Source organism: Nitratireductor soli, from assembly GCF_001050155.1.
GTDB classification, from domain to species: Bacteria; Pseudomonadota; Alphaproteobacteria; order Rhizobiales; family Rhizobiaceae; genus Nitratireductor; species Nitratireductor soli.
The window spans coordinates 117,153-142,817 of record NZ_LFVY01000015.1 but is presented as its reverse complement, the minus strand read 5'-3'; the positions used below and the strand labels follow the sequence as shown (position 1 = coordinate 142,817).

The window sequence follows — 25,665 nt, the reverse complement described above, 5'->3', positions numbered from 1 at the left end:
CGACATGGCGCGGAAGGACGAACCTTCCGCGCCGCCCCCGGCCTCGGCCTTCCAGCCCCCGGCCGATCCTTTGCGCGAAACCCTACGCCGCTGCCAGCAGCTTGGCGAGGCGGCGGCAAGTGACACCGGCTGCCTCGCAGCATGGGCTGAATCCCGCGACCGCTTCCTCGGCCGTGATCGCAGCGAGGCGCGCTGACCATGGGCAACACGGGCGTCATCGACAATTTCCTTGGGGTCTTCACCTCCTACATCGACAGTGGTTTCGGGCTGCTCGGCGGCGAGGTCGCCTTCATCGCCACGACGCTCATCCTCATCGACGTGACGCTTGCCGCGCTCTTTTGGGCATGGGGTGCGGATGACGACATTATCGCGCGGCTGGTCAAAAAGACGCTGTTCGTGGGCGTCTTCGCCTACATCATTTCCAACTGGAACAACCTCGCGCGGATCGTCTTCGAGAGCTTCGCCGGCCTCGGCTTGATGGCGTCCGGCACCGGCTTTTCCGTCGAAGACCTGATGCGTCCCGGCCGTGTCGCCCAGACCGGCCTCGACGCCGGCCGTCCGCTGCTCGACTCAATGTCCGATCTGATGGGCTGGATCGCGTTCTTCGAGAACTTCATCCAGATCGCGTGCCTGCTGTTCGCATGGGCGCTGGTCGTGCTGGCGTTCTTCATCCTCGCCATCCAGCTTTTCGTGACCCTGATCGAGTTCAAGTTGACCACGCTTGCCGGCTTTATCCTGATTCCGTTCGGCTTGTTCGGCAAGACCGCCTTCATGGCCGAAAAGGTGCTCGGCAACGTAGTGTCGTCCGGCATCAAGGTCTTGGTGCTCGCCGTCATCATCGGCATCGGCAGCACCTTGTTTTCGCAATTCACGGCCGGTTTCGGCGGTCAGACCCCGAGCATCGACGACGCCATGGCGATTGTGCTCGCCGCGCTGTCGCTGCTCGGCCTCGGCATCTTCGGCCCCGGCATTGCCAACGGCATTGTTTCTGGTGGCCCGCAGCTCGGCGCGGGCGCGGCCGTAGGCACGGGCCTCGCTGCGGGCGGCATGGTGCTTGCGGGCGGCGCGGCGGCTGGTGGCGGGGCCATGCTTGCCGCGAAGGGCGGCGCTGCTGCCCTGTCCGGTGGAGCCCCGGCTGTTCGAGGCGGCGCGACGGCCGCGGGAGCGGCGACCGCTGCCTATAGCCTTGGCTCGCTCGGCCAGACCGGGGCCGCAGGCGTTGCCTCCGGCCTCGGCGGCGTGGCGCGGGCCGCAGGCTCGGCCGCCATCTCGCCGCTCAAACGCGCAGCTTCCCAAGCTAGCGAAAGCGTCAAGTCCAGCTTCTCCGCTGGCGCAAAGGCCGGCTTCGGTGCGACGGGCGGCATGTCCTCCATGGGCACGGTTGGCAGCGCGAACACCGCCCCGGCAGCCGCAGCACCGACTTCCCCCGTTGGTCCTCCGGCATGGGCGCAGCGGATGCAGCGCCGGCAGGCCCTCAACCACGGCACCACCATGACCGCCCATGCCGTCCGCTCCGGCGACAGCCACGGCTCCGGTTCCTCCGTCAACCTTTCCGAAAGTGACCGCTCATGAGCATCTTCAAACGACCAGCAACCCACTACGGCAAATCGCCGGAACCCGAGACGCCCTATCAGAAGGCCGCGCAGGCATGGGACGAGCGCATCGGCTCGGCCCGCGTGCAGGCGAAAAACTGGCGCTACATGGCGTTCGGCTCGCTGATCCTTTCGGCCGGCTTCGCCTCGGCGCTGGTCTGGCAGTCCGCACGCGGGACCGTGGTGCCATGGGTGGTGCAAGTGGACAATCTCGGGCAGGCGCAGACCGTCGCGCCTGCCAACGCCGACTATCGGCCGACCGATCCGCAGATTGCTTTCCATCTCGGCCGCTTCATCGAGCAGATCCGCGCGATCCCGGCCGATGCCATCATTGTCCGCCAGAATTGGCTTCGGGCTTATGAGTGGACTACGGATCGCGGCGCGGCTGCCTTGAACGACTACGCCCGCGCCAATGATCCCTTTGCGAAGGTCGGCCGGAGCCAAGTCGCCGTCGAGGTCTCGAGCGTCATCCGCGCATCCCCCAACAGCTTCCGGGTAGCGTGGACCGAACGCCATTTCGAGAACGGCCAGCTTTCCACCACCGAACGATGGACCGCGATCCTGACCATCGTGATCCAACCACCGCGCAATGCCGAGCGCCTGCGCGCCAATCCGCTCGGCATCTACGTCAACGCAATTTCTTGGTCGCGGGAGATGAGCCAATGATGACGATCACCCGCACCCCGGCCGTTGCTGCCATGCTGCTTTCGGCCACCATGCTTGCAGGCTGCGCCACCAATCGCCCCCAGCAATGGAGCTATGACGATACCGTGCCGCCGCTGCCGACCGTGCAGGCGGCCGTCACCAACGACACGTCCCGGCCGCTGCATGTCCCACCGGCATGGACCGTGGCGCGGGGCGGCAAGGCTACTGGCACGCCGACCGGCCGCGTCGAGAACGCGAATGCCGCCGCCCGCGTCGAGCCTCGCCGCGAAGGCTATTACAACGCGATCCAGATTTATCCCTGGTCGGAAGGCGCGCTCTATCAGGTCTATGCCGCAGTCGGGCAGATCACCACCATTGCGCTAGAGCTAGGCGAGAGCCTGACCGGAGTGGGGCCGATCGCAGCCGGCGATACCGCACGCTGGATCATCGGCGACACGGAAAGCGGTTCGGGAGCGACGCGTCGCGTGCATGTGCTGGTGAAGCCGACACGCCCGGACATCTCCACGAACCTCGTCATCACCACAAATCGTCGCATCTACATGGTCGAGCTGCGTGCGCGGGAATCGCTTTACATGCCCGCCGTCGCCTGGGCCTATCCTGCGCCACCGGCAGGGCAGCGGCAGGCGGTCCCGACCGCGCCCGTCATCCCGGCCGAGGCTGCGCGGAACTATCGCTACGGCCTGACCGGCGACCGCCCGCCATGGCGGCCGATCTCCATCTTCGACGACGGCCGCCGCGTCTATGTCGTGTTTCCGCGCGGCATCGTGCAGGGCGAAATGCCGCCGATCTTCGTGCTCGGCTCCGATGGTGAGCCGCAGATCGTCAACAGCCGCATCCACCAGAACATCCTGATCGTCGATCGTCTGTTCGGTGCAGCCGAGTTGCGCCTTGGCGGCGGCGACCGTCAGCAGACGGTCAAGATCGTCCGCATCAACCCGACGCGGACGACCACGACAGCCGCGGTGACCACAGGAGAGCCGTCGTCATGAGCGACACCGAAACCAACGCCGCGCCGATGCGGTTGCGCGCCGAACCGCCGCGCGTCATGCGCCTGTCTCGCAAGATGCTCGCCGGCGTTGGCGCGGCAGCGCTGCTCGGCATCGGCGGCGCATTGATCTACGCGCTCCAGACCCGCGATGCGGAACCGGGCGGCGAAGAGCTCTATTCGACCGAGAACCGGCCAACTGCGGACGGACTCTCCGGCCTGCCGCGTGACTATACCGGCCCGGTTCTGGGGCCGGCGCTGCCCGGCGATCTCGGTCGGCCGATCCTCGATGCGCAGAGCCGGGGCCAGCCCGTCGCGCCGCCCGTCATGGCGACGCCCGCCGTCGATCCAGAGGAAGAACGCCGCCGCGCCGAGGAAGAAGCAGCGCGCTTGAGCAACGTGTTCTTCCAGACCAGCCCGCGCTCGGGAACACCCGCCGGAACGGCCATGCCCAGCCATGGAGGACTCGACCTCGGCGGACAGCCTGTGACGCAGAACCGGCACACGGCTTTCCTCAATGGACCCGTGGACCGGCAGACCGTCGCGCCAGATCGGATCACGCCACCAGCATCGCCCTACATCCTTCAGGCCGGAGCCGTGATTCCGGCCGCGCTCATCACCGGCATCCGTTCCGACCTTCCGGGCCAGATCACGGCGCAAGTGACCGAGAACGTCTATGACAGCCCGACCGGCAGCCTGCTCCTGGTCCCGCAGGGAACACGCATCATCGGCCAATACGATGACGGCGTGACCTTCGGCCAGCGCCGCGTCCTGCTTGTTTGGAATCGCCTGATCCTGCCGGGTGGCCGTTCCATCGTTTTGGAGCGCCTGCCGGGCGCGGATGCCAGCGGCTACGCCGGCCTTGAGGATGGCGTCGATTACCATTGGTGGGATCTGATGAAAGCGGCTGGCCTCTCCACGCTGCTCGCGGTCGGAACCGAACTTGCCACCGGCGACGAGGACCGGCTGATCCGAGCGATCCGCGACGGGGCGCAGGATACCGTCAATCAGGCGGGCCAGCAGATCGTTCAGCGTCAGTTGCAGGTCGCACCGACGCTGACCATCCGGCCGGGCTTCCCGGTCAGGATCATCGTCACCCGCGACCTTGTGTTCGAGCCGGCAGGAGGTTGACCATGACCAAGCTGAAACTCGGCCCGCTGCCCGACGACAAACCCGTGAAGGTCACGGTGGAGTTGTCCGCGCCGCTTCACCGCGATCTGGTCGCCTATGCCGAGGTGCTGGCCCGCGAGAGCGGCCAGCCCGCCGCCGATCCGGTCAGGCTGATCGTGCCCATGCTGGAGCGGTTCATCGCCACGGATCGCGGGTTTGCAATGGCCAGACGAACGCGGCCCATCGCCAAGGTCACTGACGAACAATGACCGGTCGTGAAGCTAGTCGGCTGACCAAGAAGCCCAGCCGTCGAGTGGAAAGCAAAGACTTGCCTAGAGGAATCGACGGTGCGATTCTGAAGCTCGCGCGGGTTCTTGCACGCCAAGCAGCCAGAGAAGACCATGCGCGCCAACAAGCAAGGAGCGCATGTCATGACGAAACGCGCGGCCATTTACGCGAGATTTTCCACCGACCTGCAAAATGAACGGTCGATCGAGGATCAGGTCACTCTCTGCAGGAAGCATGCCGCAGAGCAAAATCTCACAGTCGTTGCGACCTACGAGGACAGAGCCCGTTCTGGTGCCTCGGTCTTCGGACGCGAAGGCCTCGTTCAACTCATGGATGCAGCCCGCGACGGTGCGTTTGACGTCTTGGTCATCGAGGCGCTCGACAGACTCTCACGCGACATGGAGGACCTGGCGGGTATCCACAAGCGCCTGTCCTTTCTCAACATAGAAATCCGCGCGGTGCACGATGGCGTCGCCAATACGGTTCTCGTTGGTCTCCGCGGACTGGTCGGCCAACTCTATCGCGAAGACAACGCGCATAAGATTCGTCGCGGACAGGCTGGACGTGTCGGTCAGGGCCTCAACGCTGGCGGCCTGACCTACGGCTACGCTCCGGTTCCGGGCGAGCCAGGAAAGAGGCAGATTGTCGAAGAAGAGGCAGAAATCATCCGCCGCATCTTCGACGAATATGTCGCCGGGCGCACGCCACGTGACATCGCGCGCGACCTCAACCGCGACAATGTTCCGCCTCCGCGCGGCACGAAATGGAACGCTTCGACGATCAACGGTAACGTGCAGCGCGGCACCGGCATCCTGCAAAACGAGCTCTATAGCGGTCGGCTTGTCTGGAACAAGGTGCGCATGGTGAAGGACCCCGACACCGGCCGTCGTGTGTCTCGCCCCAACCCGAAGGAGGAATGGCAGTCGTCCGACGTTCCTGAACTCGCGATCGTCAATCGCGAACTTTTCGAGCAGGTACAGGCGCGCAAACGCGAACGAAGCTTAGATCTCCCGCACTATCATCGCCGGCCGCGCCACATGCTTTCGGGGCTGCTTCGTTGTGGCGCCTGTGGATCGGGCATGTCGACCAACGGCAAGGATAAGTCGGGCCGTATCAGGATCAGGTGCTCAGCGGCAACGGAAAGCGGGTCGTGTCCAGACCCGAAGACCTTCTATCTCGAAACCGTGGAAACGGCCGTTTTGGCGGGGCTGCGGGCCGAGATGAAGAGCCCTAAGGTGCTGGCAGAATACGTGAAGACCTATCACGAGGAGCGCAAGCGACTATCGGCGGAGGCCGACGCCAATCGAATTCGGCTTGAGCGCCGTGCCGATAAGCTCAAGCGCGAGATCGACCGGTTGGTCGATCATCTCGCCAAGGGCATCGGGGATCCCTACGTGATCGGTCCGCGTTCGACGGAACTCTACCATGAGCGCGAGGCGGTTCTTGCAGAACTGACAAAAGCCCCACCTGCCTTCGAGGTTGTATCGCTGCACCCCGCTATCCTGAAGCGCTATGAAGAGCAACTCGACGCCCTGCAACACGCGCTGACGGCAGGCATGCGGTCGGGCGACCGGGAATGCGCGGAAGCCATACGGGACCTCGTCGAGACGGTTACCGTCTACCGCGATCCCTCCGAACCCGGCGCCGTCGAGATGGAGATTGCAGGGCGCCTGAATTCGATCCTTGGCGAGCGCGCTTACCCCAATGGGGTCAAACGGGTGTGGGGATTGGTGGTAGCGGAGGAGGGATTCGAACCCCCGACACAAGGATTATGATTCCTCTGCTCTAACCGACTGAGCTACTCCGCCGCCGCAGGGCCTGGATGCGCAAATGCGCTTCGGTTGGTCAAGGCCTCGTCAAGACGCGCGGATATAAGGTCGCGCCGGCGAATGTGTCAAGCGCGCTTGCCCGTTTCGCCAAGGAATTTGTCGCCGGCGGCGATATCCCTTAAGGGATTGTCGATCAATGGGGCGGTAGGGTTGAGTCACGGGGGCCGCGTCTATATGTGTGTGCAGCGCCGAGTTCTTGGGCGAAGGATTTTATGAAACCGCGTATTGCAGTCCTGGGATGTGGCTATTGGGGCTCGAACCACATCCGCACGCTTAAGTCTCTCGGGGTGCTTGCCGCCGTGTCCGATGCCAATCAGGCGCGGGCCGAGGGCTTCGCCAGCGAACATGATTGCGTGGCGGTGGCACCCGAAGCCCTGTTCGAGCACGCCGAGATCGATGCCCTCGTTCTTGCCCTGCCGCCGCAATTCCATGCCGATTATGCCATCCGCGCCATGCAGGCGGGCAAGGACGTGCTGGTGGAAAAGCCGATCGCGCTGACGGTCGCCGATGCGGAGCGGGCGGTGGCCGTGGCGCATGAAACCAAGCGCATCATCATGGTCGGCCACGTGCTGCGTTTCCACCCGGCCTTCGAAAAGCTGAAGGCGCTGATCGACCAGGGCGATCTGGGCGAGGTGCGCTACATGCACTCGCACCGGCTGGGTCTCGGCAAGTTCCACACCGAGAATGACGCCTTGTGGGATCTGGCGCCGCACGATCTGTCAATGATCCTGGCGATCACCGGCGTGCCGCCCGTCGAGGTGCGCGGCGAGGGCGCGGCGCTGCTCGACAATCTCAGCGATTTCGCCCATCTGCACATGCGCTTTCCCGACGGCCTGCGCAGCCATCTGTTCACCTCGCGCCTCAATCCCTATCGCGAGCGCCGGCTGACGGTGGTCGGCGACAAGGCGATGGCCGTGTTCGACGATGTGGAGGGCTGGGGACGCAAGCTGGCCGTCTACCGGCACGCCGTCTGGCAGGACAGCGGGCAATGGGCCTTCACCACCAATGAGCCGACCTATGTGGCTGTCGAGGAAGGCATGCCGCTGACGCGCGAACTCGAGCATTTCGTCCATTGCGTCGAGACGCGCTCCGCGCCGCGCACCACCGGCGAGGAAGCGATCGAGGTGCTGCGCATCCTGACCGCCGGTTCCGTCATCCACGGCTAGACCGGTTCAGCGTTTCATAGAAACGCTGAACCGGTCTATCTGTTTGTTTTTCCGCATTCATGCGGACGTCAGGTGAAACCACCTGACTGCAAAATGCTCTGAGCCGCTTCCATGCGCGGCGGAATCAACCCGCGCCGTGATCTCCCCGCCAGGCTCGTGCTTGCCAAAAGTGCTCTGGATCAGGCGTCCTGCGCGGCCATCGCCGCCAGGCGGGTCAGTTGCGCCTCGGCCTCGACGCCACGCTCCGAGCGCTCGATGAAACCGCCGCCCAGCACGCGCGCCTCGTTGCCTTCGTCCGAATAGAGAACGCAAGCCTGGCCCGGCGCCACGCCGGCCTCGCCCTCGGTCAGCTCGACCCAGGTGGCGCCTTCGGCATGATGCAGCACCGCTGGACGGGGCGGGCGCGTCGAGCGCACCTTGGCGAACACCTCGATGCCGCCGGCCGGCAGGTTCGCCAGCGCGTCGTCGCCCAGCCAGTTGACCTGGCGCAGAACCACCTTGTGCGTTTCCAGCGCCGCGCGCGGGCCGACGATGACGCGCGCGCGGGCGGCGTCGAGATGCACGACGTAGAGCGGTTCGCCGGCGGCCACGCCGATGCCGCGCCGCTGGCCGATCGTGTAGTGCATGACGCCCTCGTGCCGGCCAAGGGTGCGGCCGTCGAGGTGGACGATGTCGCCGGGTGTCGCGGCCTCCGGCTTCAATTTGCCGATGATGTCGGAATATTTGCCGCGCGGCACGAAGCAGATGTCCTGGCTGTCCTGCTTGGCGGCGACGGAAAGGCCCATCTCCTCGGCGATGGCCCGCACTTCCGGCTTCGACAGGCCGCCCAGCGGGAAGCGCAGATAGTCGATCTGCTCCTGGGTGGTGGCGAACAGGAAATAGCTCTGGTCGCGGTCGGCGTCGACCGGCCGCGTCAGGGCGCGGTGGGCGCCATTGGCACGGCTGCGGATATAATGGCCGGTGGCCAGCGCGTCGGCGCCCAGTTCGCGCGCCGTCTCCAAGAGATCGGCGAATTTGACGGTCTGGTTGCATGACACGCACGGGATCGGCGTTTCGCCTGCCACATAGCTCTGGGCGAACGGGTCGATCACCGCCTCGCGGAACCGCTGCTCGTAGTTCAGCACATAGTGCGGGATGCCCAGGGTCTCGGCGACACGGCGCGCATCGTCGATGTCCTGGCCGGCGCAGCAGGAGCCCGGCCGGTGCGCGGCCTCGCCATGATCGTAGAGCTGCAGGGTCACGCCGACCACGTCAAAACCCTGTTTCGCCAGGATGCCGGCGACCACGGAGGAATCGACGCCGCCCGACATCGCCACGACGATGCGGCAGTCCTGCGGGCGTCCGGGCAGGTCTAGGCTGTTCATGCGCTTGGTCTTCTTTGTCGCTGCAATGGCGGATTACATGTCAATGCGGCGAATATAGGTCAAGGCCGGCCTGTTCGCCACCGCCACCGCGTGGCAAAGCGTTAACCTGTTCAACGCCTTGTGGCAATTGGCATTGCGGACGAAATCAATCCAATTTGAGCCAAATCAGAGGCTAAATCCTAACGCCGGATTCATGTCCGTTACTTTATGCTTACCATGTGCTTAGGCAAATTTTAAAGCCGGCACACTAGTTTGTCATCTGGGTCTTGAGTTCAGGTAGAGAGTACAATGACCGAAATGGTTCGACCGCGCGTAAAATATGTCATCGGGCCGGATGGTAGTCCGCTGACGATAGCGGATTTGCCGCCGACCAACACGCGCCGGTGGGTGATCCGCCGCAAGGCGGAAGTCGTTGCCGCGGTCCGTGGCGGCCTTCTGAGCCTGGAAGAGGCTTGCAATCGTTATCGGCTGACGGTCGAGGAATTCCTCTCCTGGCAGGCGTCGATCGACGATCATGGTCTGGCCGGCCTGCGCACGACCCGCATCCAGCAATACAGGCATTGAGCCGATCATCTCCCGCTATGCACGCCTGATCGCCCACACGGCGCAATAGTCTGCGCCCCATTGCATTGACCCGCTTGCGTGGTTCGACAAGCTCACCATGAGGGAGGTGGGTGCTTGCAAAACCCGCTCGCCGCGTCGCGGCCAGCCTCCCTGCAAAGCCCAACCTCCCTCATGGTGAGCTTGTCGAACCACGCACAGCACTGTTGCCACAAGATCAAGCACGACCGAAATCGGTATTGCGAGCTTTCATCACAAGCAATTTCGTCCGTCCGCCGCGTTTCCGGCGATCTCGCTCCCGATGCCTTCAACTCTCAAAAGCGCATGCCAGCGTGCGTGCCGCGACAATTCCGTTGGTCGACGCGGCATAACGCAAAAAAGCGGGGGCCGCGATCCCCGCCTGGCATTGCAGATCGTCTCGAATATCCGGTGCTTGGCTCAGCCGGTCATGGCGCGCGAGGCGACCGCGTCGGAGCGGCCCTTGGCGTCGCGGTTTTCCAGCGCCTCGGCCTTGGCCAGTTCGGCTTGCGCCTCGGCAAGTTCCGTGTCCGCGCTTTCGCGCTGCTGGACGAGTTCGGCCTGCGACGTGCGCAGATTGTCGCGGCGCAGGCGTGCCGCCTTGGCAAAGGTCGGATAGGCGAAATGATTGAGATCGGTGATGCCGGCCTTGGTTTCCTCGGAAACGATCTGGGCTTCCAGTTCGGCCGCCATGCGATCGAATTCGGCGATCATCGAATCCAGCTGGTCCATGCGCCGCCGCTTCTCATTTACCTGAAACAGCTTCAGTCGAACGAGGTTTTCACGCGACTTCATCATTCATACTCCCAGAATACGCAGGTACCAGCGCCGATCCGCCGCTGCCCAACCCTCTCAACCGTCGTCCCGCAGGCCCCGCTTGCCGGTTAAACTTGGAAAACAAATTCCTAAGATTCGGCGGTTACGGTAACCATTCGTTTACGGGCATTGTTAATCATACGGGTGATGGCTTAAGGCACGGTAAAGATTGTGTCGGGGGCAAAGCATCGACCGGTTTAGTTCAAGGGTCGCTTAGCGTCGATTGCTGAGGCGGGCGGAGATTTTTGCTGGTGGATGATTCACCATTGGATTCAAATAGGTGGCCTGAAAAGCTGAAAGATGTTCGTGGCGCTTGCCAGAGGGAATTAGATTTTGTTAACCATTAACTGGCAGCCTCCGATTCAGGCAATCACTGCTCCGGTGCCGGATGCCTGCCAGGCCGGTTCGGCGGCGGAAAGGGGAATAACATGCGCGTTTTGCTGATTGAAGACGACAGTGCGACCGCACAAAGCATCGAACTGATGCTGAAGTCGGAGAGCTTCAACGTCTATACGACGGACCTTGGGGAAGAGGGCGTCGATCTCGGCAAGCTCTATGATTACGATATCATCCTGCTCGATCTCAATCTGCCCGACATGTCGGGATACGAGGTCCTGAGGACGCTGCGCCTCTCGAAGGTCAAGACGCCTATCCTTATTCTCTCCGGCATGGCCGGCATCGAGGACAAGGTGCGTGGCCTCGGCTTCGGCGCCGACGACTATATGACAAAGCCGTTCCACAAGGACGAGCTGGTGGCGCGCATTCATGCCATCGTGCGCCGTTCCAAGGGCCATGCCCAATCGGTCATCACCACCGGCGAACTGATCGTCAACCTCGACGCCAAGACCGTCGAAGTGGCCGGCCAGCGGGTCCATCTGACCGGCAAGGAATATCAGATGCTGGAGCTGCTCTCGCTGCGCAAGGGCACCACGCTGACCAAGGAAATGTTCCTCAACCATCTCTATGGCGGGATGGATGAGCCGGAACTGAAGATCATCGACGTGTTCATCTGCAAGCTCAGGAAGAAGCTCGACGCGGCTTCCGGCGGGCAGAACTTCATCGAAACCGTCTGGGGCCGCGGCTATGTGCTGCGCGAGCCCGAGGAAATTCGCGAAAGCGCCTGAACGAACCCTCTTTCCGCTTAAAGAAAGCCTGGCATGCAGCCGGGCTTTTTTTCTTGGTCGGTCACGCGTGCCTGTCCGCGGCCCATCGCGCGGTGCGGTTCATCATGCGGCAAAGCGGAACTCGCGAAAATGCTCCAGCAATTGCGCGCGGGTGAAGGGTTTCAGCATGTAGCCCTTGGCGCCGGCGCGCTTGGCGCGCATGATCGCGCCGAGATCCAGTTCGCTCAGGCAAAGCAGGATATGCGGCTTGAAATCGGCGGGCAGGGCCATCAGCCGGCGCACCAGGTCGCTCGAATCCATGTCCGGCAGCGAGCTGTCGACGATGATGATGTCGGCCATTTCGTGCGCCGACATGTCGATGGCTTCCTGGCCGTTGGCGGCTTCGGTCACCATCATATCGGCGCTCGCCAGGATTCGCTTGGCGACTTTGCGGATCACGCTCGAATCATCGACGATGAGGCAGCGAGCCATCTCCATAACCTCTTATTCATCGGCGCATCGGCGCGAGAACCGTAAAAATCGCGGTCACGGGGCACGCTGCGTCGGAAAAATCCTCTGGCGTCTTCACCGACGAACGGCAGACGAGAGGGAGTATGGCGCGTTCTGGTAAACCCTCCGCAAAGACTTATGGTAAAAGTTTCGATACGGAATTGTTTTTCGGACGGCCCATTCGCTGAAGCATTTTGCAGTCAGGTGGAATCACCTGACGTCTGCACAAATGCGGAAAACGAGAAGATTGAGTGTCCCTTGTGCGTGCGATCGACGCATGCGCTCTCCTTGCCGGTCAGGCGCCGGCGCTGAGAATGATCTCTTCGGCGGTGGCGCGGATGTTGATCTGCATGCCGGTTTCCCTGGCCAGGAGCAACGTGTAGTAGAATTGCACGCTGTGGGCGTCGATCGGTTCTTCCGGGCGGCCGCCCGAATGCAGCTCCAGGAATTTCGGCGGCACGCGCAGCATCGGGCCTTCGGCGGCGATGGTGAAGGCGGGGTTGCTACCCTCGGCCTCCAGCGCCACGCGCAGCCGGCCGCCGCGCGGGATCGCCGCGTTGGCGACGAGCACCAGGTTGAGCAACAGCTTGACCTGGTTCTTCGGCAGCAGCGCGCGCACGCCCGTCCATTCGAGATCCGGTTTTTCATTGGCGAGAAAAGCGGTGGCGACCGCCTGGGCGTCGCCCGTGTCGATCTGCATGCCGGCCGAGCCTGCGGCGCCAAAGGCGATGCGGGCGAACTGCAGGCGCGCCGAGGCGTTGACCGCGCTGGCGCGGATCAGCCTCATCGCGTCCTCGTCAGCGCCGCCCTCGTCGAGAAGTTCCAGCCCATTGTTGATGGCGCCGACCGGCGAAATGATGTCGTGGCACACGCGGCTGCACAAAAGAGCGGCAAGATCGGGCGCGCTCAGGGAGAGAAGTTCGGACATGGTCACCTGTCCTCCAGATGTTGTTGCCAAATAAAGCCGCAATCCCACCCGAAGCGGTGATTTTGGCGGGGTCTTTGCTCTCGCGATGCCCGGGCGATCTTCCCGCGGTGTCGCGCCGAAATCCGGGATCGGCCTGCGAGCGAATCAGATCGTGGAACGCGCCGTCTTTGGTTACACAGGCCCGACAATCGCGGCAACAGCTTGGCGGCTATAGCATCGGCCCGAAAATCGGAATCGATTTTCGGAAAGCACGATGCATAGATTCAAAATGCTGGATCGTCCTTCCTGCGTCCGAATGAACGCACGGCGCTCCAATGCGGCGCCGGGGCCGGGTTTTGCCGGCAACCAGGAGGGGAAACGGCCATCGACCCGCCATGTTTGCAGACGAGGTTAATGGTTGGAAAAGATTCGCGGTCTATTTTTAGGAAATCGTGGCTCGTTGCGGGGCGGCGGGAGAGGCGTCGGCCGATTGCCGCGCGCCCCCTCACGGACGGAGATTTGTATATGCCTGTGATAGCGTTTTGCAGTCAGACGGCGTCGCATGGCGGCGGTGTGGATGCGGAAAACAAACCGGTCGCGCACCGTTCGCGGCTGTTCGGCTGGGCGCGGCACGTCGGTGCCGCCTTGTTCCTGCTCACCCTTGGCGTCGCCTTCCTGTCGGCGGGGTCGGCGGCGCGTGCCGACAATGGCTATACGGCGCAGGAGATCGTCGATGCCGGGCACGGCTTCTTCGGCGCGACCACCGGCGGATTGGCGACCGTCGTCGAAAAAGTGTTCTCGTCCTATGGCCTGCCCAACGGCTACGTGTTGGGCGAGGAGGCGTCCGGCGCATTCGTCGGCGGCCTGATCTACGGTGAAGGCAAACTGCACACGAAGAATGCCGGGGATCATCCGGTGTATTGGCAGGGCCCGTCGATCGGCTGGGATTTCGGCGGCAACGGATCGCGCGTGATGATCCTCGTCTACAATCTGAATTCGGTCGATGCGCTGTACAAGCGCTTTGCCGGTGTGGCCGGCTCGGCCTATCTGGTGGCGGGCCTCGGCTTCAACGCCTTGAAGAACAACGACATGGTCCTGGTGCCGATCCGCACCGGCGTCGGTGCGCGGCTGGGCGTCAATCTCGGATATCTGAAGCTGACCCCCGGTCCCACCTGGAACCCGTTCTGATTGCCGGGAAACTGCGTTAAAACAAGGCGCCCGTGTAGCGTCATATGCGCCGGGCGATGACGCCCGGGCCGGCGCGGCTTGACGCGCCGGGGTTTTTGCGTGACGCAAGGGAGAGGCCCGCATGTGGGTCGGTTGCTTGCTTCCGTAGTGAGACAGGTTTGCGCGGTGATCCAGACCATACTGCTTTTCCTCCTGGGGTTTTTCTCCGCCGGCTTCCTGGCGTTGCTGGCGGCGCCGCTGTTCTGGCGGCGCGCGGTTCATCTCACCACCAAGCGCATCGAAGCCTCCATGCCTTTGTCGGCCAATGAGCTGGAGGCCGAGAAGGATCGGCTGAGGGCGGGGCACGCCATGGCCGCGCGTCGGCTGGAAATGAACATCGAGGCGCTGAACCGGAAGACATCGACGCAATTGGTCGAGTTGTCGCGCATCGGCGAGGAGGCGAAAACCCTTGCCGAGGCGCGCGCCGCGCAGGACGAGGCGATCGCCGCGTTGCGCGGCGAGACGGCCGAGCAGTCCGCCGCGCTCGACCAGGCGGCCCGGACCATCGCCGACCTGTCGGATCGCCTCGAGGCGGCTCTGGCCGAGTTGGAGGCGCGCGGCAGCGCGCTCGAACGGCTCGAGGAAATGCACGAGGAGGAGCGCCTTGCGGCAAGCAGCCGGCAGATCGAGTTGGCGGCGCGCGAAACCGACGTGCGCAAGCTGGAAGACGAGTTGAGCGCGGCGCGCAACCAGCGCAAGGAAGCCGTGCGCGGCATGCGCGAGGCCGTCGCCGCGCACAAGCAGGCGGATGCCAGGTTGCGGGTGGAGGAAAAGCGCAACGCCGACCTGCAAAGGAAGCTGGAGAGCCAGATGACCGCCCTGTCCAATGAGCAGGAGAAGCTGGAGCGGCGCGAAAGCGAGGTGGCCCGTTTGCGCAAGGAAACCAAGGAAATGAGTGCTGCAAGCCTGTCGGCGGACGCTGCCAAGCGGCTGCGCGCGGCGGAAGAGGAGCGCGACCGGCTGGCGATGGAACTGGCCGACAAATCCTTGCAGATGCGCAGCCTCATGGCCGGCAGCGGCTCAACCGGCGCAACCAGCGCTCCGGCAGGTGTGTCTTCCGCCGAGCGGGAAAAACTGCAAGCGCGCCTTTCGACGCTTCTCAAGGAAAACAAGAAGCTGCGCGGCGCATTGCAGGCGGCGGGCGACAAGACCGCGCCTGGCCATGGCGGCAGTGATGCGGGGGGCGATGACGCGGCCTTGCGCGAACAGATCGCCAGCCTGGCGGCCGAAGTGGTCAGCCTGACGGCGGCGCTGGAGGGCACCGGTTCGCCCGTCGACCAGGCGCTGTCGGCCATGCAGGATGCGGCCTCCGGCGCGCATCCCCTCAGCCTTGCCGACCGCATCCGCGCCCTGCGCGAGGCGGCCGGTAACCGGTAACAAGTGATTTCTGTCTAGTTCTACTGTTTTTTCACGCTGGCGCCCTGTCGCACCTGTAATGCTAGGCTCCCGCCCGCCACAGCCGGTGCAGCGCGATCGCCGAGGCGGCCGCCACGTTGAGGCTGTCGAAATCCTCCATCATGGCGATGCGCGCCGTCGGCAGGCGATGCATCAATTCCGCCGACAGGCCGTCTCCCTCGCTGCCGAGGAACAGCGCCTGGCGGTCGGCGCGCCGCACATCGGCGATGTCCTGCGTGCCGCGCGGGCTTAAGCCCAGAAGCGAAAACCCGCGTGCGTCAAGCGCTTCGGCCAGCCCCTCGGCTTCAGCGAAGCGGGCGAACGGCACTTTCAGCGCCGCCCCCACCGAGACGCGGATCGCCTTGCGGTAGAGCGGGTCGCAGCAATCCTCGGTCAGGAGAACGGCGGCGGCGCCGAACGCGGCCGCGTTGCGGAAGATCGACCCCATATTGTCATGGTTGGCAATGCCCGACAGGGCGACGACCAGCGCCGAGCGGGGCAGGGCGTCGAGCAGCGCGGCGCCGTCGGTGTCCGGCTTCCGGCCGACGGCCAGGACGCCGCGATGCATTTCGAAGCCGGCGATCGCGTCCATCACCGCCGCGCCCGCGACATAGACCGGCACATCGGCGGGGATGCGGGCGATGAGCTCGCCGAGCCCCGCCACCCGGTTCTCACGCAAAAATACGCTTTCGGCCGCAAAGCGGCTGGTCGAGAACAGCACGTTGAGCACCACGCGCCCCTCGGCGACGAAGCGGCCCTGGCGGCCGACCAGGTCGCGCTCGCGAATGTCGCGATAGGCGGCGATGCGCGGATCGTCGGCGTCGTCGATCTCGATCAGCGCGCGTGTCATCCGCCAAGGCCCGCGCGGGCCTCCTTGGCCATCGCCACCAGCATGGGGCGCATTTGGCCGGCATCGGTCAGCGGTTCGGCGAAGAAGATGCGCCGCGTCTCGTCGCCGAGCGCCAGGTCGATGCCGTCCGGGTCGATGCCGGTCAGTTGCCATTTGCCGGCGGGGCCGCCGGCGAAGTGGCGCGCATAGTTTTCCACGGCGTCCGCATGGTCGCTGTTCATATGGGCGATGGCGCCGTGTTCGGCCTCGGCCAGCGCGGCGAGCGCCGGGCTATCGGTCAGCAATTCGTCGCGCAGCAGGCGATAGGCGCGGGCAAAGCCGCCATTGAGCAGGGCGGCGTCCGGTTCCAGGCGATACAGGGCGAAGTCGGGAAAGCCGATATAGAGCTTCGCCTTCGGATGACGGGCGAGGTAGCGGCGCTCGGCGCGAAGCTGCGCGTCGCTGCCGCGTTCGAGCTTGCGAGCCGTTGCCTTCAGCGACAGGCGGGGGTGCGCCAGCGGGTCGCCTTTTCCCGGTTCGCCGAGAAGCAGCGAGCAGCGCGGTTCGGCTTCCAGTCCCTTCGTATGGGCCGAAAGGCCGGAGACGAGGATCAGCGGCGCGCCATCCATGTCCGTTGCGGTGGCGACGCGCGTGGCGAAGGGGGCGCCGTCCTCCGGGTCGAGCGTCGCCAGGGCGGCGAAGCGGGCGGCACGCAAAAGGGTTCTGGCAAGCCTGATGGCCGCCGCGTCGGTTTCCAGGAGGACGTCTTTTTTCGCTTCGCTCATCTTCGCCTCAATTGGTTGAAGCGTCTCCATCGCCGATGATGCCGTCGGCTGCAAGTCTCTCGGCGTCTTCCGGCGTGATGCCGAAGCGGGCGAGCGCGGTTGCCGGCCGGGCCGGCTCCGACACGGCGCCCGGCGTGCGCGAAAAGCGCGGCGCGGGGGCAGGCCGGGTAAACCCGTCGCGTGCCGCATGGGTGTCGCGGGCGCGATTGTGTGGATGCCCGGCCGCCTCCTTGAGCGACAGGACCGGCGCGACGCAGGCATCGGTCTCGGCAAACAGCGCCGCCCAGGCGTCGCGCGGCTTCTCACTGATCCTGGCTGCAATGGCGGCGCGCATGTCCGGCCAGCCCGCCTGATCGTATTGTGCCTGGGCGAAGCGCGCTTCGAGCGGCAGCAGGCGGGCGAACTCGGCGAAGAATTGCGGCTCCAGGCAGGCAACCGCCACGTGCCCGCCATCGGCGGCCTCGTAGGTGTCGTAGAAGGGCGCGCCGCCGTCGAGCAGGTTCTCGCCGCGCTGCTGCCGCCAGAAGCCGGTGGCGGCGAAGCCGAAAAACGGTGCGGCCAGCATCGATGCGCCGTCGATCATGGCCGCGTCGACCACCTGTCCCTTGCCCGACTGCGCGCGCTCGACGAGCGCCGCCAGCACGCCGGCGATCAGGAACATCGTCCCGCCGCCATAGTCGCCGACGAGATTGAGCGGCGGCGCGGGCGGCGCGTCCTTGCGGCCGATCATCGAAAGCACGCCGCTATAGGCCAGATAAGTGAGGTCGTGGCCGGCGCGGGCGGCGAGCGGCCCCTCCTGGCCGAACCCGGTCATGCGGCCGTAGACGAGGCGCGGATTGCGCGCAAGCGCCACATCCGGCCCGGCGCCCAGCCGCTCCATCACGCCGGGGCGAAAGCCCTCGATGAGCACGTCGGCGCCCCCGATCAGCTTCAGGAGCAGGGCGCGGCCCTCGTCCGTCTTCAGATCGAGCTTCAGGATCTCCCGTCCATGCCGGTCGAGGTCGTATTGCGGCGGCACGTTCAGGAAGGCGCGCGCCGCGTCCTTGCGCTCGACGCGCAACACCTGCGCGCCCATCTCGGCCAGCATCAGCCCGGCGAGCGGCACCGGTCCCAGTCCCGCCATTTCCATGATCGCCAGGCCGGCCAGAGGTCCCTTGCGCGCGTCGTCCATGCCCGTCCTATCGGGGCGCCATGCGGATGGCGCCGTCGAGGCGGATCGTCTCGCCGTTCAGCATCTGGTTCTCGACGATGTGGCAGGCGAGGCTGGCATATTCGGAAGGTTCGCCGAGCCGTGGCGGGAACGGCACCTGTTGGCCGAGCGATGCCTGGGCGTCTTCCGGCAGGCCAGCCATCATCGGCGTCTTGAAGATGCCCGGCGCGATGGTGCAGACGCGGATGCCGGCGCGCGACAGGTCGCGGGCGATCGGCAGGGTCATGCCGACAATGCCGCCCTTCGACGAGGAATAGGCGGCCTGGCCGACCTGGCCGTCGAAGGCGGCCACCGAGGCGGTGTTGATGATGACGCCGCGCTCACCGCCCTCGAGCGGGTCCAGCTCCTGCGCCTTTGCGGCAAACAGGCGGATCATGTTGAACGAGCCGATCAGATTGATCTCGATGACCTTGCGATAAAGGTCGAGCGGGTGCGGGCCGTCCTTGCCGACCGTCTTGACGGCGATGGCGATGCCGGCGCAATTGACGAGGATGCGTGGCCCGCCGAGCTTCTCGCTCACCGTCCTGATGGCGTTCTCGCCATCCTCGGCGCTGGTCACGTCGCATTTGACGGCGATGCCGCCCAGATCGGCCGCCACGTTCTCGGCCCGCTCCATGCCCACATCGGCAATCGCGATCTTCGCGCCCTTCGCCGCCAGCGCCCGCGCCGTGGCCTCGCCAAGCCCCGAGCCGCCGCCCGTGACGATCGCAACAATGCCGGATGGATTCATGAACTGGTCTCCCTTGGGTTAAGATGCGGGCACAGTAGCGGGGCTTCTCGCATCGGGGAAGGTGGAACAAAGAGCGACGGTTGACGCTCATCCGACGGTTCCCTTCGTCACCCCGGAAGCCCGTGAGGGCTATCCGGGGCCTATTGGACGAGCAACGTAAAGCGCTACCCGGTTCTCACCTTGGCGCATGTCGGCACTGCCCCGCCCGCTGCGGAGAACGTCCGCGCTTCTCAATGGGTCCCGGCTCTCGCTTCGCTCGGCCGGGATGACGAAGGGGGTGTCGTTCCCACACTACCGCCTGATCACCGCCCTCAGCACATCGCGGATGCCGATGGCGCCGACAAAGCGCGAGGCCTCGTCGAACAGCGCGACCGGTGCGGTCTGCGACTGGTGCATGGCCTGCATCACCGTCTTCAGCGGCGTGCCGGCGGTGGCCCAATAGACCTTCGGCCTGTCTTCCGGCATCTTCTCCATGTTGTCGCAGGAGACCCAGATGGCCGGCGCGCCATTGCGCTCGGCGTCGATCACCAGCATGTTGGCGTCGAGCTTGAAGCGGGTCGTCTGGCGACGGTCGAGCCACATCCAGCCGTCGCCCGCCGCCTCCAGGTCGCGCACGTCGCGCATCACGTTCCACGCCGTCAGCACCGAGAGCGGGTTCACATTGGCGATGAAGTCGCGGACGTAATCGTTTTCCGGCCGCAGGACGATGTCCTCCGGCGTGCCGGTCTGGACGATGCGGCCACCCTCCATGATCGAGATGCGGTTGCCGATCTTCAGGGCCTCCTCCAGATCGTGGCTGACGAAGAGGATCGTCTTCTTCAGCCGGTCCTGGAGTTCCAGCAGCTCGTCCTGCAGCTTGGTGCGGATCAGCGGATCGAGCGCCGAGAAAGGCTCGTCCATCAGCAGGATCGGCGCCTGTGTGGCGAAGGCGCGGGCGAGGCCGACGCGCTGCTGCATGCCGCCGGACAATTCGTGCGCGTATTTGCCGGCCCAGTCGGTGAGATGCACCAGTTCGAGCTGCGCCATGACGCGCTCGGTGCGCTCCCTGGCGGGCACACCGGCCAGTTCCAGGCCGAAGCCGACGTTTTCCGCCACGGTGCGCCAGGGCAAAAGGGCGAATTGCTGGAACACCATCGCCACGCATTCGCGGCGGATTTTCCTGAGCTCCGCTTGCGAGCAGGTCACGACATCGGCCTGCCAGTCGCCGTCATGCACGGTGACATGGCCGCGCGCCACGGTGTTGAGCCGGTTGACGGCGCGCAAAAGGGTCGATTTGCCCGAACCCGAAAGCCCCATCAGCACGGAAATCTCGCCGCGCTCGACCGTCAGGTCGCAACCGGCGCAGCCGAGCACTGCGCCGGTCTCGGCCAGGATGTCGGCGCGGCTCTTGCCGGCATCGACCAGCGGCAGCGCGTCGGCCCTTTGCCGATCGGTGCCGAACAGGATGTCCACCTGTTGAAAATTCACTGCCGTGGTCATCGGTCGCTCCCCCGCTCGATGCGGGCGATGCGGTCGAGGATGATCGCCAGAACGACGATGGCCAGCCCCGCCTCGAGCCCAAGCGGGATGTTGACCGAGTTCAGCGCCCTGACCACCGGCTTGCCGAGCCCGTCGGCACCGATCAGCGCGGCGATGACCACCATCGACAGCGACAGCATGATGCACTGGGTCAGCCCGGCCATGATCGAGGGCAGGGCGGCCGGCAGTTCCACCTTCCACAGCAATTGCCGCTTCGTCGCGCCGAACGCCTGGCCGGCTTCCAGCATCGGCTGCGGCACGGAGGTGATGCCGAGATAGGTCAGGCGAATGGGGGCGGGGGCGGCGAAGATGACGGTGACGATCAGGCCGGGGGCGGCGCCGAGGCCGAAAAGAATAAGAACGGGAATCAGATAGACGAAAGTCGGCAAGGTCTGCATGAGGTCCAGAACGGGGCGCAGTACCTTGTAGACCCGCGGGTTGTGCGCCGCCCATATGCCGACCGGCACGCCGATGGCCATGGATACGGTGGCGGCGGCGACCACCAGCACCAGCGTCTCGATGGTCTCCTTCCACAGTCCCTGATTGATGATGAAGAGCAGGCCGAGGGCCACGGCAATTGCCAGTTTCCAGGAGCGCTGCAGCGCATAGGCGATTGCAGCGACGATCAGCACCAGCAGGATCGGTGGAACCGCCAGCAGCAGATCGACGAAGGCATCGAGGATGCTGGCCAACACATCGGCCAGCGTGTCGAAGACCCAGGCGAAGTTGGTCGTCAGGAAATCGAAGAAGTCACGGCCCCATCGGCCGATGGGGATTTTCCAGTCTGCGATCCATGCGGAGAGCGGGTCCATGGGCGGAGGGGATTCCTTTTGGTGGAGTTCCTTTGTGCAGGTGCGGTCTGCCCCTCATCCGCCTGCGTGCTGCGCACCCTTCTCCCCGCCTGCGGGGAGAAGGAAGCTTGCTGCGACGTCGGCGTCCCCCTCTCCCCGTTCACGGGGAGAGGGTAAGGTTGAGGGGCGGGCGCCCGCATACTGATGATTACATTCCCAGATGCGCCTTCACGGCGTCGAGGCCGGGCTCGCCGGCGAATGTCGTCACGCCGTCCAGCCAGGGCGTGATGGCGTCCGGATTGGCCTTCAGCCATTCGGTCGCAGCCTTCTGCGGCTCCTGCCCGTCATCGAGGATCTTGCCCATGATCTCGTTTTCCATCTGCAGCGAGAAGACCATGTTGTTCAGCAGCTTGCCCAGATTGGGGCAGTCGGTGGCCAGCCCCGCGCGGGTGTTGGTGTGGACCGTGGCGCCGCCGTAGTTCGGGCCGAACACATCGTCGCCGCCTTCCAGATAGGCCATCTCGATGTTGGCGTTCATCGGATGCGGCTCCCAGCCGAGGAAGACCACGTCCTGCTTTGCGCCGGCCGCGCGGCGCACCTGCGACAGCATGCCGGCCTCGGAGCTTTCGACCAGATCGAAATCCTTCAGGCCGAACGTGTCGCCCTCGATCATGTCGAGGATCAGCCGGTTGCCGTCATTGCCCGGCTCGATGCCGTAGATCTTGCCATCCAGCTTGTCGGCGAATTTGGCGATGTCGGCAAAGCTCTTCAGGCCGGCGTCATAGGTGTATTTCGGCACGGCCAGCGTGTATTTCGCGCCTTCCAGATTGGTCACCAGCGTCTCCACCGTGCCGTCTTCGCGGTAGGGGGCGATGTCGGCCTCCATGGTCGGCATCCAGTTGCCGAGGAAGACGTCGATGTCCTTGTTCTTCATCGAGGCATAGGTGACAGGCACGGAGAGGACCTGCGTCTCGGGCGCATAGCCAAGCCCTTCGAGCAGCACGGTGGCGGTGGCGGTGGTGGCGGTGATGTCGGTCCAGCCGACATCGGAGAAGGTGACGGACTTGCAGGCTTCCGGATCGGCGGCGAGGGCCGCGCCGGCGGCAAAATTGACCGCAAGTCCAAGAACGATGGTTGCCTGGCGGCTCGATAACATGGCTGCTCTCCTCTGTGATTCTTTTGTAATTCTTTGCGATTCTTCGGGCGGCGAAGGACGCGCCTTAGCCGGTTTTTATTGCTTGCTCAAAGGCAACCACCATTTCGGGCCAGCCGCAAGCCCAAAGGGCGGTCCGTCTGCGCCGCGCAGGCGGCGGTTTGCGACGCGCAATCCCGTGGATGACGCGCGGCCAGGCGTTTCCTTGGCCGGTCAGGTGTTGTTTATGGGAGGCAATCACACTCGTGGTGCGGCCCCAACAGATGGTACCCATCTGTTGGGAAAAATCGCCCCACCGGATCAATAGCTTGTGGGCTGATTTATCGAAACAGATGGTTCCCATCTGTTTCGGTCAGACCATCAGGACTTGGCAGCGGCACGGGCAATGGCCAAACTCTACTTCCACTATGCGACGATGAATGCCGGCAAGACGACCATGCTCCTGCAGGCGTCGTACAATTACCGCGAGCGCGGCATGGCGACGATGCTGTTCGTCGCCGGCCACTACCAGAAGGAAGACACGGGCTATATTTCCTCGCGCATCGGGCTCGAGGCGGATGCCGAAATGTTCCGCGACGGCGACGATCTCTATGCCCGCATCGCCGAGCATCACGACCACACGAGCGTCCATTGCGTGTTCGTCGACGAGGCGCAGTTCCTGACCGAGGATCAGGCCTGGCAGTTGGCGCGGGTCGCCGACCGGCTCGGCATTCCCGTCATGTGCTACGGGCTGAGGACCGATTTCCAGGGCAATCTGTTTTCCGGCTCGCAGGCGCTCCTGGCGCTGGCCGACGAATTGCGCGAGGTGCGCACCATCTGCCGCTGCGGCCGCAAGGCGACCATGGTCGTGCGGCTCGGGCCGGACGGCAAGGTGGCGAAGAAGGGCGCCCAGGTGGCCATCGGCAAGGATGTCTACGTCTCCCTGTGCCGCCGGCACTGGGAGGAGGAGATGGGCCGCTGGCGCGCCGAGGACCTGGTCGGCTTTGCCGGCAGCGCGCTCGGCGCCGAATGAGGCGCGTCAGGCGATGCCGAGGAAACGGATCAGCGCGTAGCTGATCAGCCCGAGCGCGCCGAGCGACAGAAGGGCTGCCAGCACGACACGGCCGCCGGTTTTCATCACGCTCCTGACGTCGACCGTCAGGCCGAGCGCGGCCATGGCGACGATGGTCAACAGGCTTGACGCGTGCTCCGTCACCGGCAGGGCCGCGGCCGGGATCAGGTCGAGCGAGCGCAGCGCCATCATGGCGAGGAAGCCGAGGATGAACCACGGCACCATCTGGGAAAATGACGGGCGGCTGCCCGATTGGCGTCCATAGGCGAGGCCGAGCAGGAAGATCACCGGGCCGAGCATCAGGACGCGGACCAGCTTGACCAGCGTGCCGATCTGGATGCCGACCGCGCCGGCGGGGGCGGCGGCCGCCAGCACCTGCGGCACCGCATAGACGGTGAGGCCGGCGAAGACGCCCGACTGCAGGGCGCTCATGCCAAACAGCGTGTAAAGCACCGGCAGGAGCAGGACGGCGAGGATGCTGAGGAAGGCGGTGAAGGAGAGGGACGCCGCCACATCGTCGGATTCGGCGTGGATGACGGGGGCTGCGGCGGCGATCGCCGAATTGCCGCAGATGGAATTGCCGCAGGCGACCAGCGTCGCCAGGCGCGGCGACAGGCCGAGCGCCCGGCTGATCGCATAGCCGGCGACGAGCGACACGCAGACCACGCCGACAATGCCGCCGACCAGGCCGAAGCCCGCTTCGCCAAGCGCCGTGACGCTGATCGATGCGCCGAGCAGGACGATCGCCACTTCGAGCACCGTCCTGGCGCAGAAATCGATGCCGGGGCGAAAGGCCGGATGCAGCCGGGCCAGCGAACTGACCGCCGCGCCGAACAGGATCGCCAGCACCAGCCCCTCGAGCCACGCATCGCCCAGCAATGCGCGCTCCGCCCAGGCGGCGGCGAGCGCCAGCGCGGCAACGCCGACCGACAGGAGGATGCCGGGAAGGAGAGGGCCAGGAATGAAATTAAATGGATGGCGAAGCGACTGCATGAATTCGGCCCGATGCGATGGTGGCCTTGTGGTCGCACGGGCATTTGTCGACTTCTATCGAATAGTATGGCATGAATCATTCGATAAAATCGAATGAACGCTGTGGCCTTCGCACGATGACCTTCGAGCAATTGCAGATTTTCGTCGCCGTCGCCGAGCGTGAGCACCTGACCCAGGCGGCCGCCGCCGTCGGGCGCACGCCTTCGGCGGTCAGTTCCGCCATCAAGGCGCTCGAGCGCTATTACGGGGTGGAGCTGTTCCATCGCGTCGGCCGGCGCATCGAGCTGACCCGCGTCGGCAATGTGTTCCTCGCCGAGGCGCGGGCAACGCTGGCGCGGGTGCGCTCGGCCGAGACCATGCTGTCGGAACTCGGCGGGCTGCGGCGCGGCGCGCTCGCCATCCACGCCAGCCAGACCATTGCCAGCTACTGGCTGCCGCCGGTGCTGATGCGCTTTCACGAGCGCTATCCGGGCATCGCACTCAATCTGACGGTCGGCAACACGCGGCAGGTGGCCGAGGCGATGCTGGAAGGCACCGCCGAGGTCGGTCTCGTCGAGGGGGCCGTGTCCGAGCCGGCGCTGGCGGTCAGGACTGTCGACCGCGACGTTCTGGCCGTGGTGGTGGCGCCCGGCCATCCCTGGGCGGACGGTCGACTGCTCGCGCCGCGCGAACTGGTTTCGGGCAGCGCCTGGATCATGCGCGAGGAGGGGTCGGGCACGCGCACCGCCTTTGAAAGTGCCCTTGGCGGCATGGGCGTCGATCCGCAGGGGCTCAACGTGGTGCTCGCCTTTCCCTCGAACGAGGCGGTGCTTTCGGCGGTGCGCTCGGGGCCGTGCGCGGCGGCCGTGTCGATGGCCGCCGCCAGCCCGCTGATCGAGCGCGGCATGCTGTCCGTCGCCGGGATCGAGCTCGGCGCGCGCGCCTTCAGCCTGCTGCGCCACAAGGAGCGCCGGCAAAGCGCCGCATCGACGGCGCTGGAGGAATTATGCATGGAAGCCGGTAACGTCTTTCAATCGTCGGCGGCGCCACATATATTTCCGCGACCCTGACCCTTGCGGAGCGCACCAT

Annotated in this window: 26 protein-coding genes, 1 tRNA gene and 1 pseudogene; 14 read left to right on the top strand and 14 right to left on the bottom strand. The window is 65.1% G+C overall.

What is annotated here, in order from left to right; all coding sequences use genetic code 11:
- The 7 genes and pseudogenes from trbK-alt to AB843_RS26345 form a co-directional block, all read left to right on the top strand.
- On the top strand, positions 1-196 hold a 196-nt coding region (trbK-alt, locus tag AB843_RS18955; protein WP_048648472.1), incomplete at its 5' end, for a putative entry exclusion protein TrbK-alt.
- Between the two features lie 2 nt (positions 197-198).
- Entirely contained in the window at positions 199-1,572 is a 1,374-nt protein-coding gene (trbL, locus tag AB843_RS18950) for a P-type conjugative transfer protein TrbL (protein ID WP_048648438.1), read from the top strand.
- The gene (trbF, locus tag AB843_RS18945) at positions 1,569-2,258 is read left to right on the top strand and encodes a conjugal transfer protein TrbF (protein ID WP_048648437.1); all 690 of its coding nucleotides are present in this window, start codon (positions 1,569-1,571) and stop codon (positions 2,256-2,258) included. Before trbL ends, trbF begins: the two co-directional genes overlap by 4 nt.
- A complete protein-coding gene (gene trbG / locus AB843_RS18940) occupies positions 2,255-3,247 on the top strand; it encodes a P-type conjugative transfer protein TrbG (RefSeq protein WP_048648436.1) in 993 nt (330 codons plus the stop codon). Before trbF ends, trbG begins: the two co-directional genes overlap by 4 nt.
- A complete protein-coding gene (locus AB843_RS18935; protein ID WP_048648435.1) occupies positions 3,244-4,374 on the top strand; it encodes a TraB/TrbI/VirB10 family type IV secretion system protein in 1,131 nt (376 codons plus the stop codon). Before trbG ends, AB843_RS18935 begins: the two co-directional genes overlap by 4 nt.
- Before the next feature lie 2 nt (positions 4,375-4,376).
- Positions 4,377-4,622 carry a DUF2274 domain-containing protein gene (locus AB843_RS18930; protein WP_048648434.1) on the top strand — a complete coding sequence of 82 codons (246 nt, stop codon included), beginning with the start codon at positions 4,377-4,379 and terminating at the stop codon, positions 4,620-4,622.
- A 132-nt stretch (positions 4,623-4,754) separates the two neighbouring features.
- A pseudogene (locus tag AB843_RS26345) lies at positions 4,755-5,843 on the top strand (recombinase family protein); the annotation flags it as partial.
- Between the two features lie 78 nt (positions 5,844-5,921).
- On the opposite strand, the gene AB843_RS26340 reads toward AB843_RS26345, so the two are convergent.
- Positions 5,922-6,407 (bottom strand): hypothetical protein, encoded by a 486-nt coding sequence (locus tag AB843_RS26340; RefSeq protein ID WP_342022008.1) that lies wholly within the window; start codon positions 6,405-6,407, stop codon positions 5,922-5,924.
- Positions 6,373-6,449 (bottom strand) — tRNA-Met (locus AB843_RS18920). Before AB843_RS18920 ends, AB843_RS26340 begins: the two co-directional genes overlap by 35 nt.
- Positions 6,450-6,682: 233 nt before the next feature.
- Here AB843_RS18920 and AB843_RS18915 point away from each other — a divergent pair.
- Positions 6,683-7,636: a Gfo/Idh/MocA family protein gene (locus AB843_RS18915; protein ID WP_048648432.1), complete on the top strand. Its 954-nt coding sequence runs from the start codon at positions 6,683-6,685 to the stop codon at positions 7,634-7,636.
- Between the two features lie 179 nt (positions 7,637-7,815).
- Here AB843_RS18915 and mnmA read toward each other — a convergent pair whose 3' ends face one another.
- On the bottom strand, positions 7,816-9,000 hold the full coding sequence (gene mnmA, locus AB843_RS18910; protein ID WP_048648431.1) for a tRNA 2-thiouridine(34) synthase MnmA: 1,185 nt from the start codon (positions 8,998-9,000) through the stop codon (positions 7,816-7,818).
- 288 nt (positions 9,001-9,288) lie between these two features.
- Here mnmA and sciP point away from each other — a divergent pair, with 288 nt between their 5' ends.
- On the top strand, positions 9,289-9,564 hold the full coding sequence (sciP, locus tag AB843_RS18905) for a CtrA inhibitor SciP (RefSeq protein WP_008598605.1): 276 nt from the start codon (positions 9,289-9,291) through the stop codon (positions 9,562-9,564).
- A 435-nt stretch (positions 9,565-9,999) separates the two neighbouring features.
- Here sciP and AB843_RS18900 read toward each other — a convergent pair whose 3' ends face one another.
- Positions 10,000-10,374, bottom strand: coding sequence for a flagellar export protein FliJ (locus AB843_RS18900; protein ID WP_048648471.1), 375 nt, complete (start codon positions 10,372-10,374; stop codon positions 10,000-10,002).
- A 449-nt stretch (positions 10,375-10,823) separates the two neighbouring features.
- On the opposite strand from AB843_RS18900, the gene ctrA reads away from it, so the two are divergent.
- Positions 10,824-11,519 (top strand): response regulator transcription factor CtrA, encoded by a 696-nt coding sequence (gene ctrA, locus AB843_RS18895; protein WP_008598602.1) that lies wholly within the window; start codon positions 10,824-10,826, stop codon positions 11,517-11,519.
- Positions 11,520-11,621: 102 nt separating this feature from the next.
- On the opposite strand, the gene AB843_RS18890 is transcribed toward ctrA, so the two are convergent.
- Positions 11,622-11,990 (bottom strand): response regulator, encoded by a 369-nt coding sequence (locus tag AB843_RS18890; protein ID WP_206412927.1) that lies wholly within the window; start codon positions 11,988-11,990, stop codon positions 11,622-11,624.
- A 313-nt stretch (positions 11,991-12,303) separates the two neighbouring features.
- Positions 12,304-12,936 (bottom strand): histidine phosphotransferase ChpT, encoded by a 633-nt coding sequence (chpT, locus tag AB843_RS18885; RefSeq protein WP_048648429.1) that lies wholly within the window; start codon positions 12,934-12,936, stop codon positions 12,304-12,306.
- A gap of 504 nt (positions 12,937-13,440) precedes the next feature.
- On the opposite strand from chpT, the gene AB843_RS18880 reads away from it, so the two are divergent.
- Positions 13,441-14,103, top strand: coding sequence for a DUF1134 domain-containing protein (locus AB843_RS18880; RefSeq protein ID WP_082143894.1), 663 nt, complete (start codon positions 13,441-13,443; stop codon positions 14,101-14,103).
- A gap of 165 nt (positions 14,104-14,268) precedes the next feature.
- The gene (locus AB843_RS18875; RefSeq protein ID WP_048648428.1) at positions 14,269-15,519 is read left to right on the top strand and encodes a coiled-coil domain-containing protein; all 1,251 of its coding nucleotides are present in this window, start codon (positions 14,269-14,271) and stop codon (positions 15,517-15,519) included.
- 61 nt (positions 15,520-15,580) lie between these two features.
- On the opposite strand, the gene AB843_RS18870 is transcribed toward AB843_RS18875, so the two are convergent.
- The 7 genes from AB843_RS18870 to AB843_RS18840 form a co-directional block, all read right to left on the bottom strand.
- Positions 15,581-16,387 carry a TrmH family RNA methyltransferase gene (locus AB843_RS18870; RefSeq protein WP_048648427.1) on the bottom strand — a complete coding sequence of 269 codons (807 nt, stop codon included), beginning with the start codon at positions 16,385-16,387 and terminating at the stop codon, positions 15,581-15,583.
- Positions 16,384-17,151 carry a HugZ family pyridoxamine 5'-phosphate oxidase gene (locus AB843_RS18865; RefSeq protein ID WP_048648426.1) on the bottom strand — a complete coding sequence of 256 codons (768 nt, stop codon included), beginning with the start codon at positions 17,149-17,151 and terminating at the stop codon, positions 16,384-16,386. Before AB843_RS18865 ends, AB843_RS18870 begins: the two co-directional genes overlap by 4 nt.
- 7 nt (positions 17,152-17,158) lie before the next feature.
- On the bottom strand, positions 17,159-18,322 hold the full coding sequence (locus AB843_RS18860; RefSeq protein WP_048648425.1) for a CaiB/BaiF CoA transferase family protein: 1,164 nt from the start codon (positions 18,320-18,322) through the stop codon (positions 17,159-17,161).
- 7 nt (positions 18,323-18,329) lie between these two features.
- Positions 18,330-19,091, bottom strand: coding sequence for a 3-hydroxyacyl-CoA dehydrogenase (locus AB843_RS18855; RefSeq protein WP_048648424.1), 762 nt, complete (start codon positions 19,089-19,091; stop codon positions 18,330-18,332).
- A 291-nt stretch (positions 19,092-19,382) separates the two neighbouring features.
- Positions 19,383-20,570, bottom strand: coding sequence for a choline ABC transporter ATP-binding protein (gene choV / locus AB843_RS18850; protein WP_048648423.1), 1,188 nt, complete (start codon positions 20,568-20,570; stop codon positions 19,383-19,385).
- On the bottom strand, positions 20,567-21,421 hold the full coding sequence (choW, locus tag AB843_RS18845) for a choline ABC transporter permease subunit (RefSeq protein WP_048648422.1): 855 nt from the start codon (positions 21,419-21,421) through the stop codon (positions 20,567-20,569). The genes choV and choW overlap by 4 nt, the downstream gene beginning before the upstream one ends.
- Positions 21,422-21,608: 187 nt before the next feature.
- Entirely contained in the window at positions 21,609-22,556 is a 948-nt protein-coding gene (locus AB843_RS18840) for a choline ABC transporter substrate-binding protein (protein WP_048648421.1), read from the bottom strand.
- Between the two features lie 382 nt (positions 22,557-22,938).
- On the opposite strand from AB843_RS18840, the gene AB843_RS18835 reads away from it, so the two are divergent.
- A complete protein-coding gene (locus AB843_RS18835) occupies positions 22,939-23,565 on the top strand; it encodes a thymidine kinase (RefSeq protein WP_048648420.1) in 627 nt (208 codons plus the stop codon).
- A 6-nt stretch (positions 23,566-23,571) separates the two neighbouring features.
- Here AB843_RS18835 and AB843_RS18830 read toward each other — a convergent pair whose 3' ends face one another.
- Positions 23,572-24,597 (bottom strand): YeiH family protein, encoded by a 1,026-nt coding sequence (locus AB843_RS18830; protein WP_048648419.1) that lies wholly within the window; start codon positions 24,595-24,597, stop codon positions 23,572-23,574.
- A gap of 116 nt (positions 24,598-24,713) precedes the next feature.
- On the opposite strand from AB843_RS18830, the gene AB843_RS18825 reads away from it, so the two are divergent.
- Positions 24,714-25,646 (top strand): LysR substrate-binding domain-containing protein, encoded by a 933-nt coding sequence (locus tag AB843_RS18825; RefSeq protein ID WP_048648469.1) that lies wholly within the window; start codon positions 24,714-24,716, stop codon positions 25,644-25,646.
- Positions 25,647-25,665 lie beyond the last annotated feature (19 nt).

Bases quoted from the DNA above. Each gene is read 5' to 3' on its own strand.
- AB843_RS18830 (WP_048648419.1), bottom strand. From the start codon at position 24,597: ATGCAGTCGCTTCGCCATCCATTTAATTTCATTCCTGGCCCTCTCCTT.
- AB843_RS18880 (WP_082143894.1), top strand. From the start codon at position 13,441: ATGCCTGTGATAGCGTTTTGCAGTCAGACGGCGTCGCATGGCGGCGGT.
- mnmA (WP_048648431.1), bottom strand. From the start codon at position 9,000: ATGAACAGCCTAGACCTGCCCGGACGCCCGCAGGACTGCCGCATCGTC.
- choV (WP_048648423.1), bottom strand. From the start codon at position 20,570: ATGACCACGGCAGTGAATTTTCAACAGGTGGACATCCTGTTCGGCACC.
- AB843_RS18915 (WP_048648432.1), top strand. From the start codon at position 6,683: ATGAAACCGCGTATTGCAGTCCTGGGATGTGGCTATTGGGGCTCGAAC.
- chpT (WP_048648429.1), bottom strand. From the start codon at position 12,936: ATGTCCGAACTTCTCTCCCTGAGCGCGCCCGATCTTGCCGCTCTTTTG.
- AB843_RS18890 (WP_206412927.1), bottom strand. From the start codon at position 11,990: ATGGCTCGCTGCCTCATCGTCGATGATTCGAGCGTGATCCGCAAAGTC.
- AB843_RS18835 (WP_048648420.1), top strand. From the start codon at position 22,939: ATGGCCAAACTCTACTTCCACTATGCGACGATGAATGCCGGCAAGACG.
- AB843_RS18935 (WP_048648435.1), top strand. From the start codon at position 3,244: ATGAGCGACACCGAAACCAACGCCGCGCCGATGCGGTTGCGCGCCGAA.
- choW (WP_048648422.1), bottom strand. From the start codon at position 21,421: ATGGACCCGCTCTCCGCATGGATCGCAGACTGGAAAATCCCCATCGGC.
- AB843_RS18900 (WP_048648471.1), bottom strand. From the start codon at position 10,374: ATGAAGTCGCGTGAAAACCTCGTTCGACTGAAGCTGTTTCAGGTAAAT.
- AB843_RS18855 (WP_048648424.1), bottom strand. From the start codon at position 19,091: ATGAATCCATCCGGCATTGTTGCGATCGTCACGGGCGGCGGCTCGGGG.
- AB843_RS18865 (WP_048648426.1), bottom strand. From the start codon at position 17,151: ATGAGCGAAGCGAAAAAAGACGTCCTCCTGGAAACCGACGCGGCGGCC.
- ctrA (WP_008598602.1), top strand. From the start codon at position 10,824: ATGCGCGTTTTGCTGATTGAAGACGACAGTGCGACCGCACAAAGCATC.
- AB843_RS18860 (WP_048648425.1), bottom strand. From the start codon at position 18,322: ATGGACGACGCGCGCAAGGGACCTCTGGCCGGCCTGGCGATCATGGAA.
- sciP (WP_008598605.1), top strand. From the start codon at position 9,289: ATGACCGAAATGGTTCGACCGCGCGTAAAATATGTCATCGGGCCGGAT.
- trbG (WP_048648436.1), top strand. From the start codon at position 2,255: ATGATGACGATCACCCGCACCCCGGCCGTTGCTGCCATGCTGCTTTCG.
- trbL (WP_048648438.1), top strand. From the start codon at position 199: ATGGGCAACACGGGCGTCATCGACAATTTCCTTGGGGTCTTCACCTCC.
- AB843_RS18840 (WP_048648421.1), bottom strand. From the start codon at position 22,556: ATGTTATCGAGCCGCCAGGCAACCATCGTTCTTGGACTTGCGGTCAAT.
- AB843_RS18825 (WP_048648469.1), top strand. From the start codon at position 24,714: ATGACCTTCGAGCAATTGCAGATTTTCGTCGCCGTCGCCGAGCGTGAG.
- AB843_RS18930 (WP_048648434.1), top strand. From the start codon at position 4,377: ATGACCAAGCTGAAACTCGGCCCGCTGCCCGACGACAAACCCGTGAAG.
- trbF (WP_048648437.1), top strand. From the start codon at position 1,569: ATGAGCATCTTCAAACGACCAGCAACCCACTACGGCAAATCGCCGGAA.
- AB843_RS18870 (WP_048648427.1), bottom strand. From the start codon at position 16,387: ATGACACGCGCGCTGATCGAGATCGACGACGCCGACGATCCGCGCATC.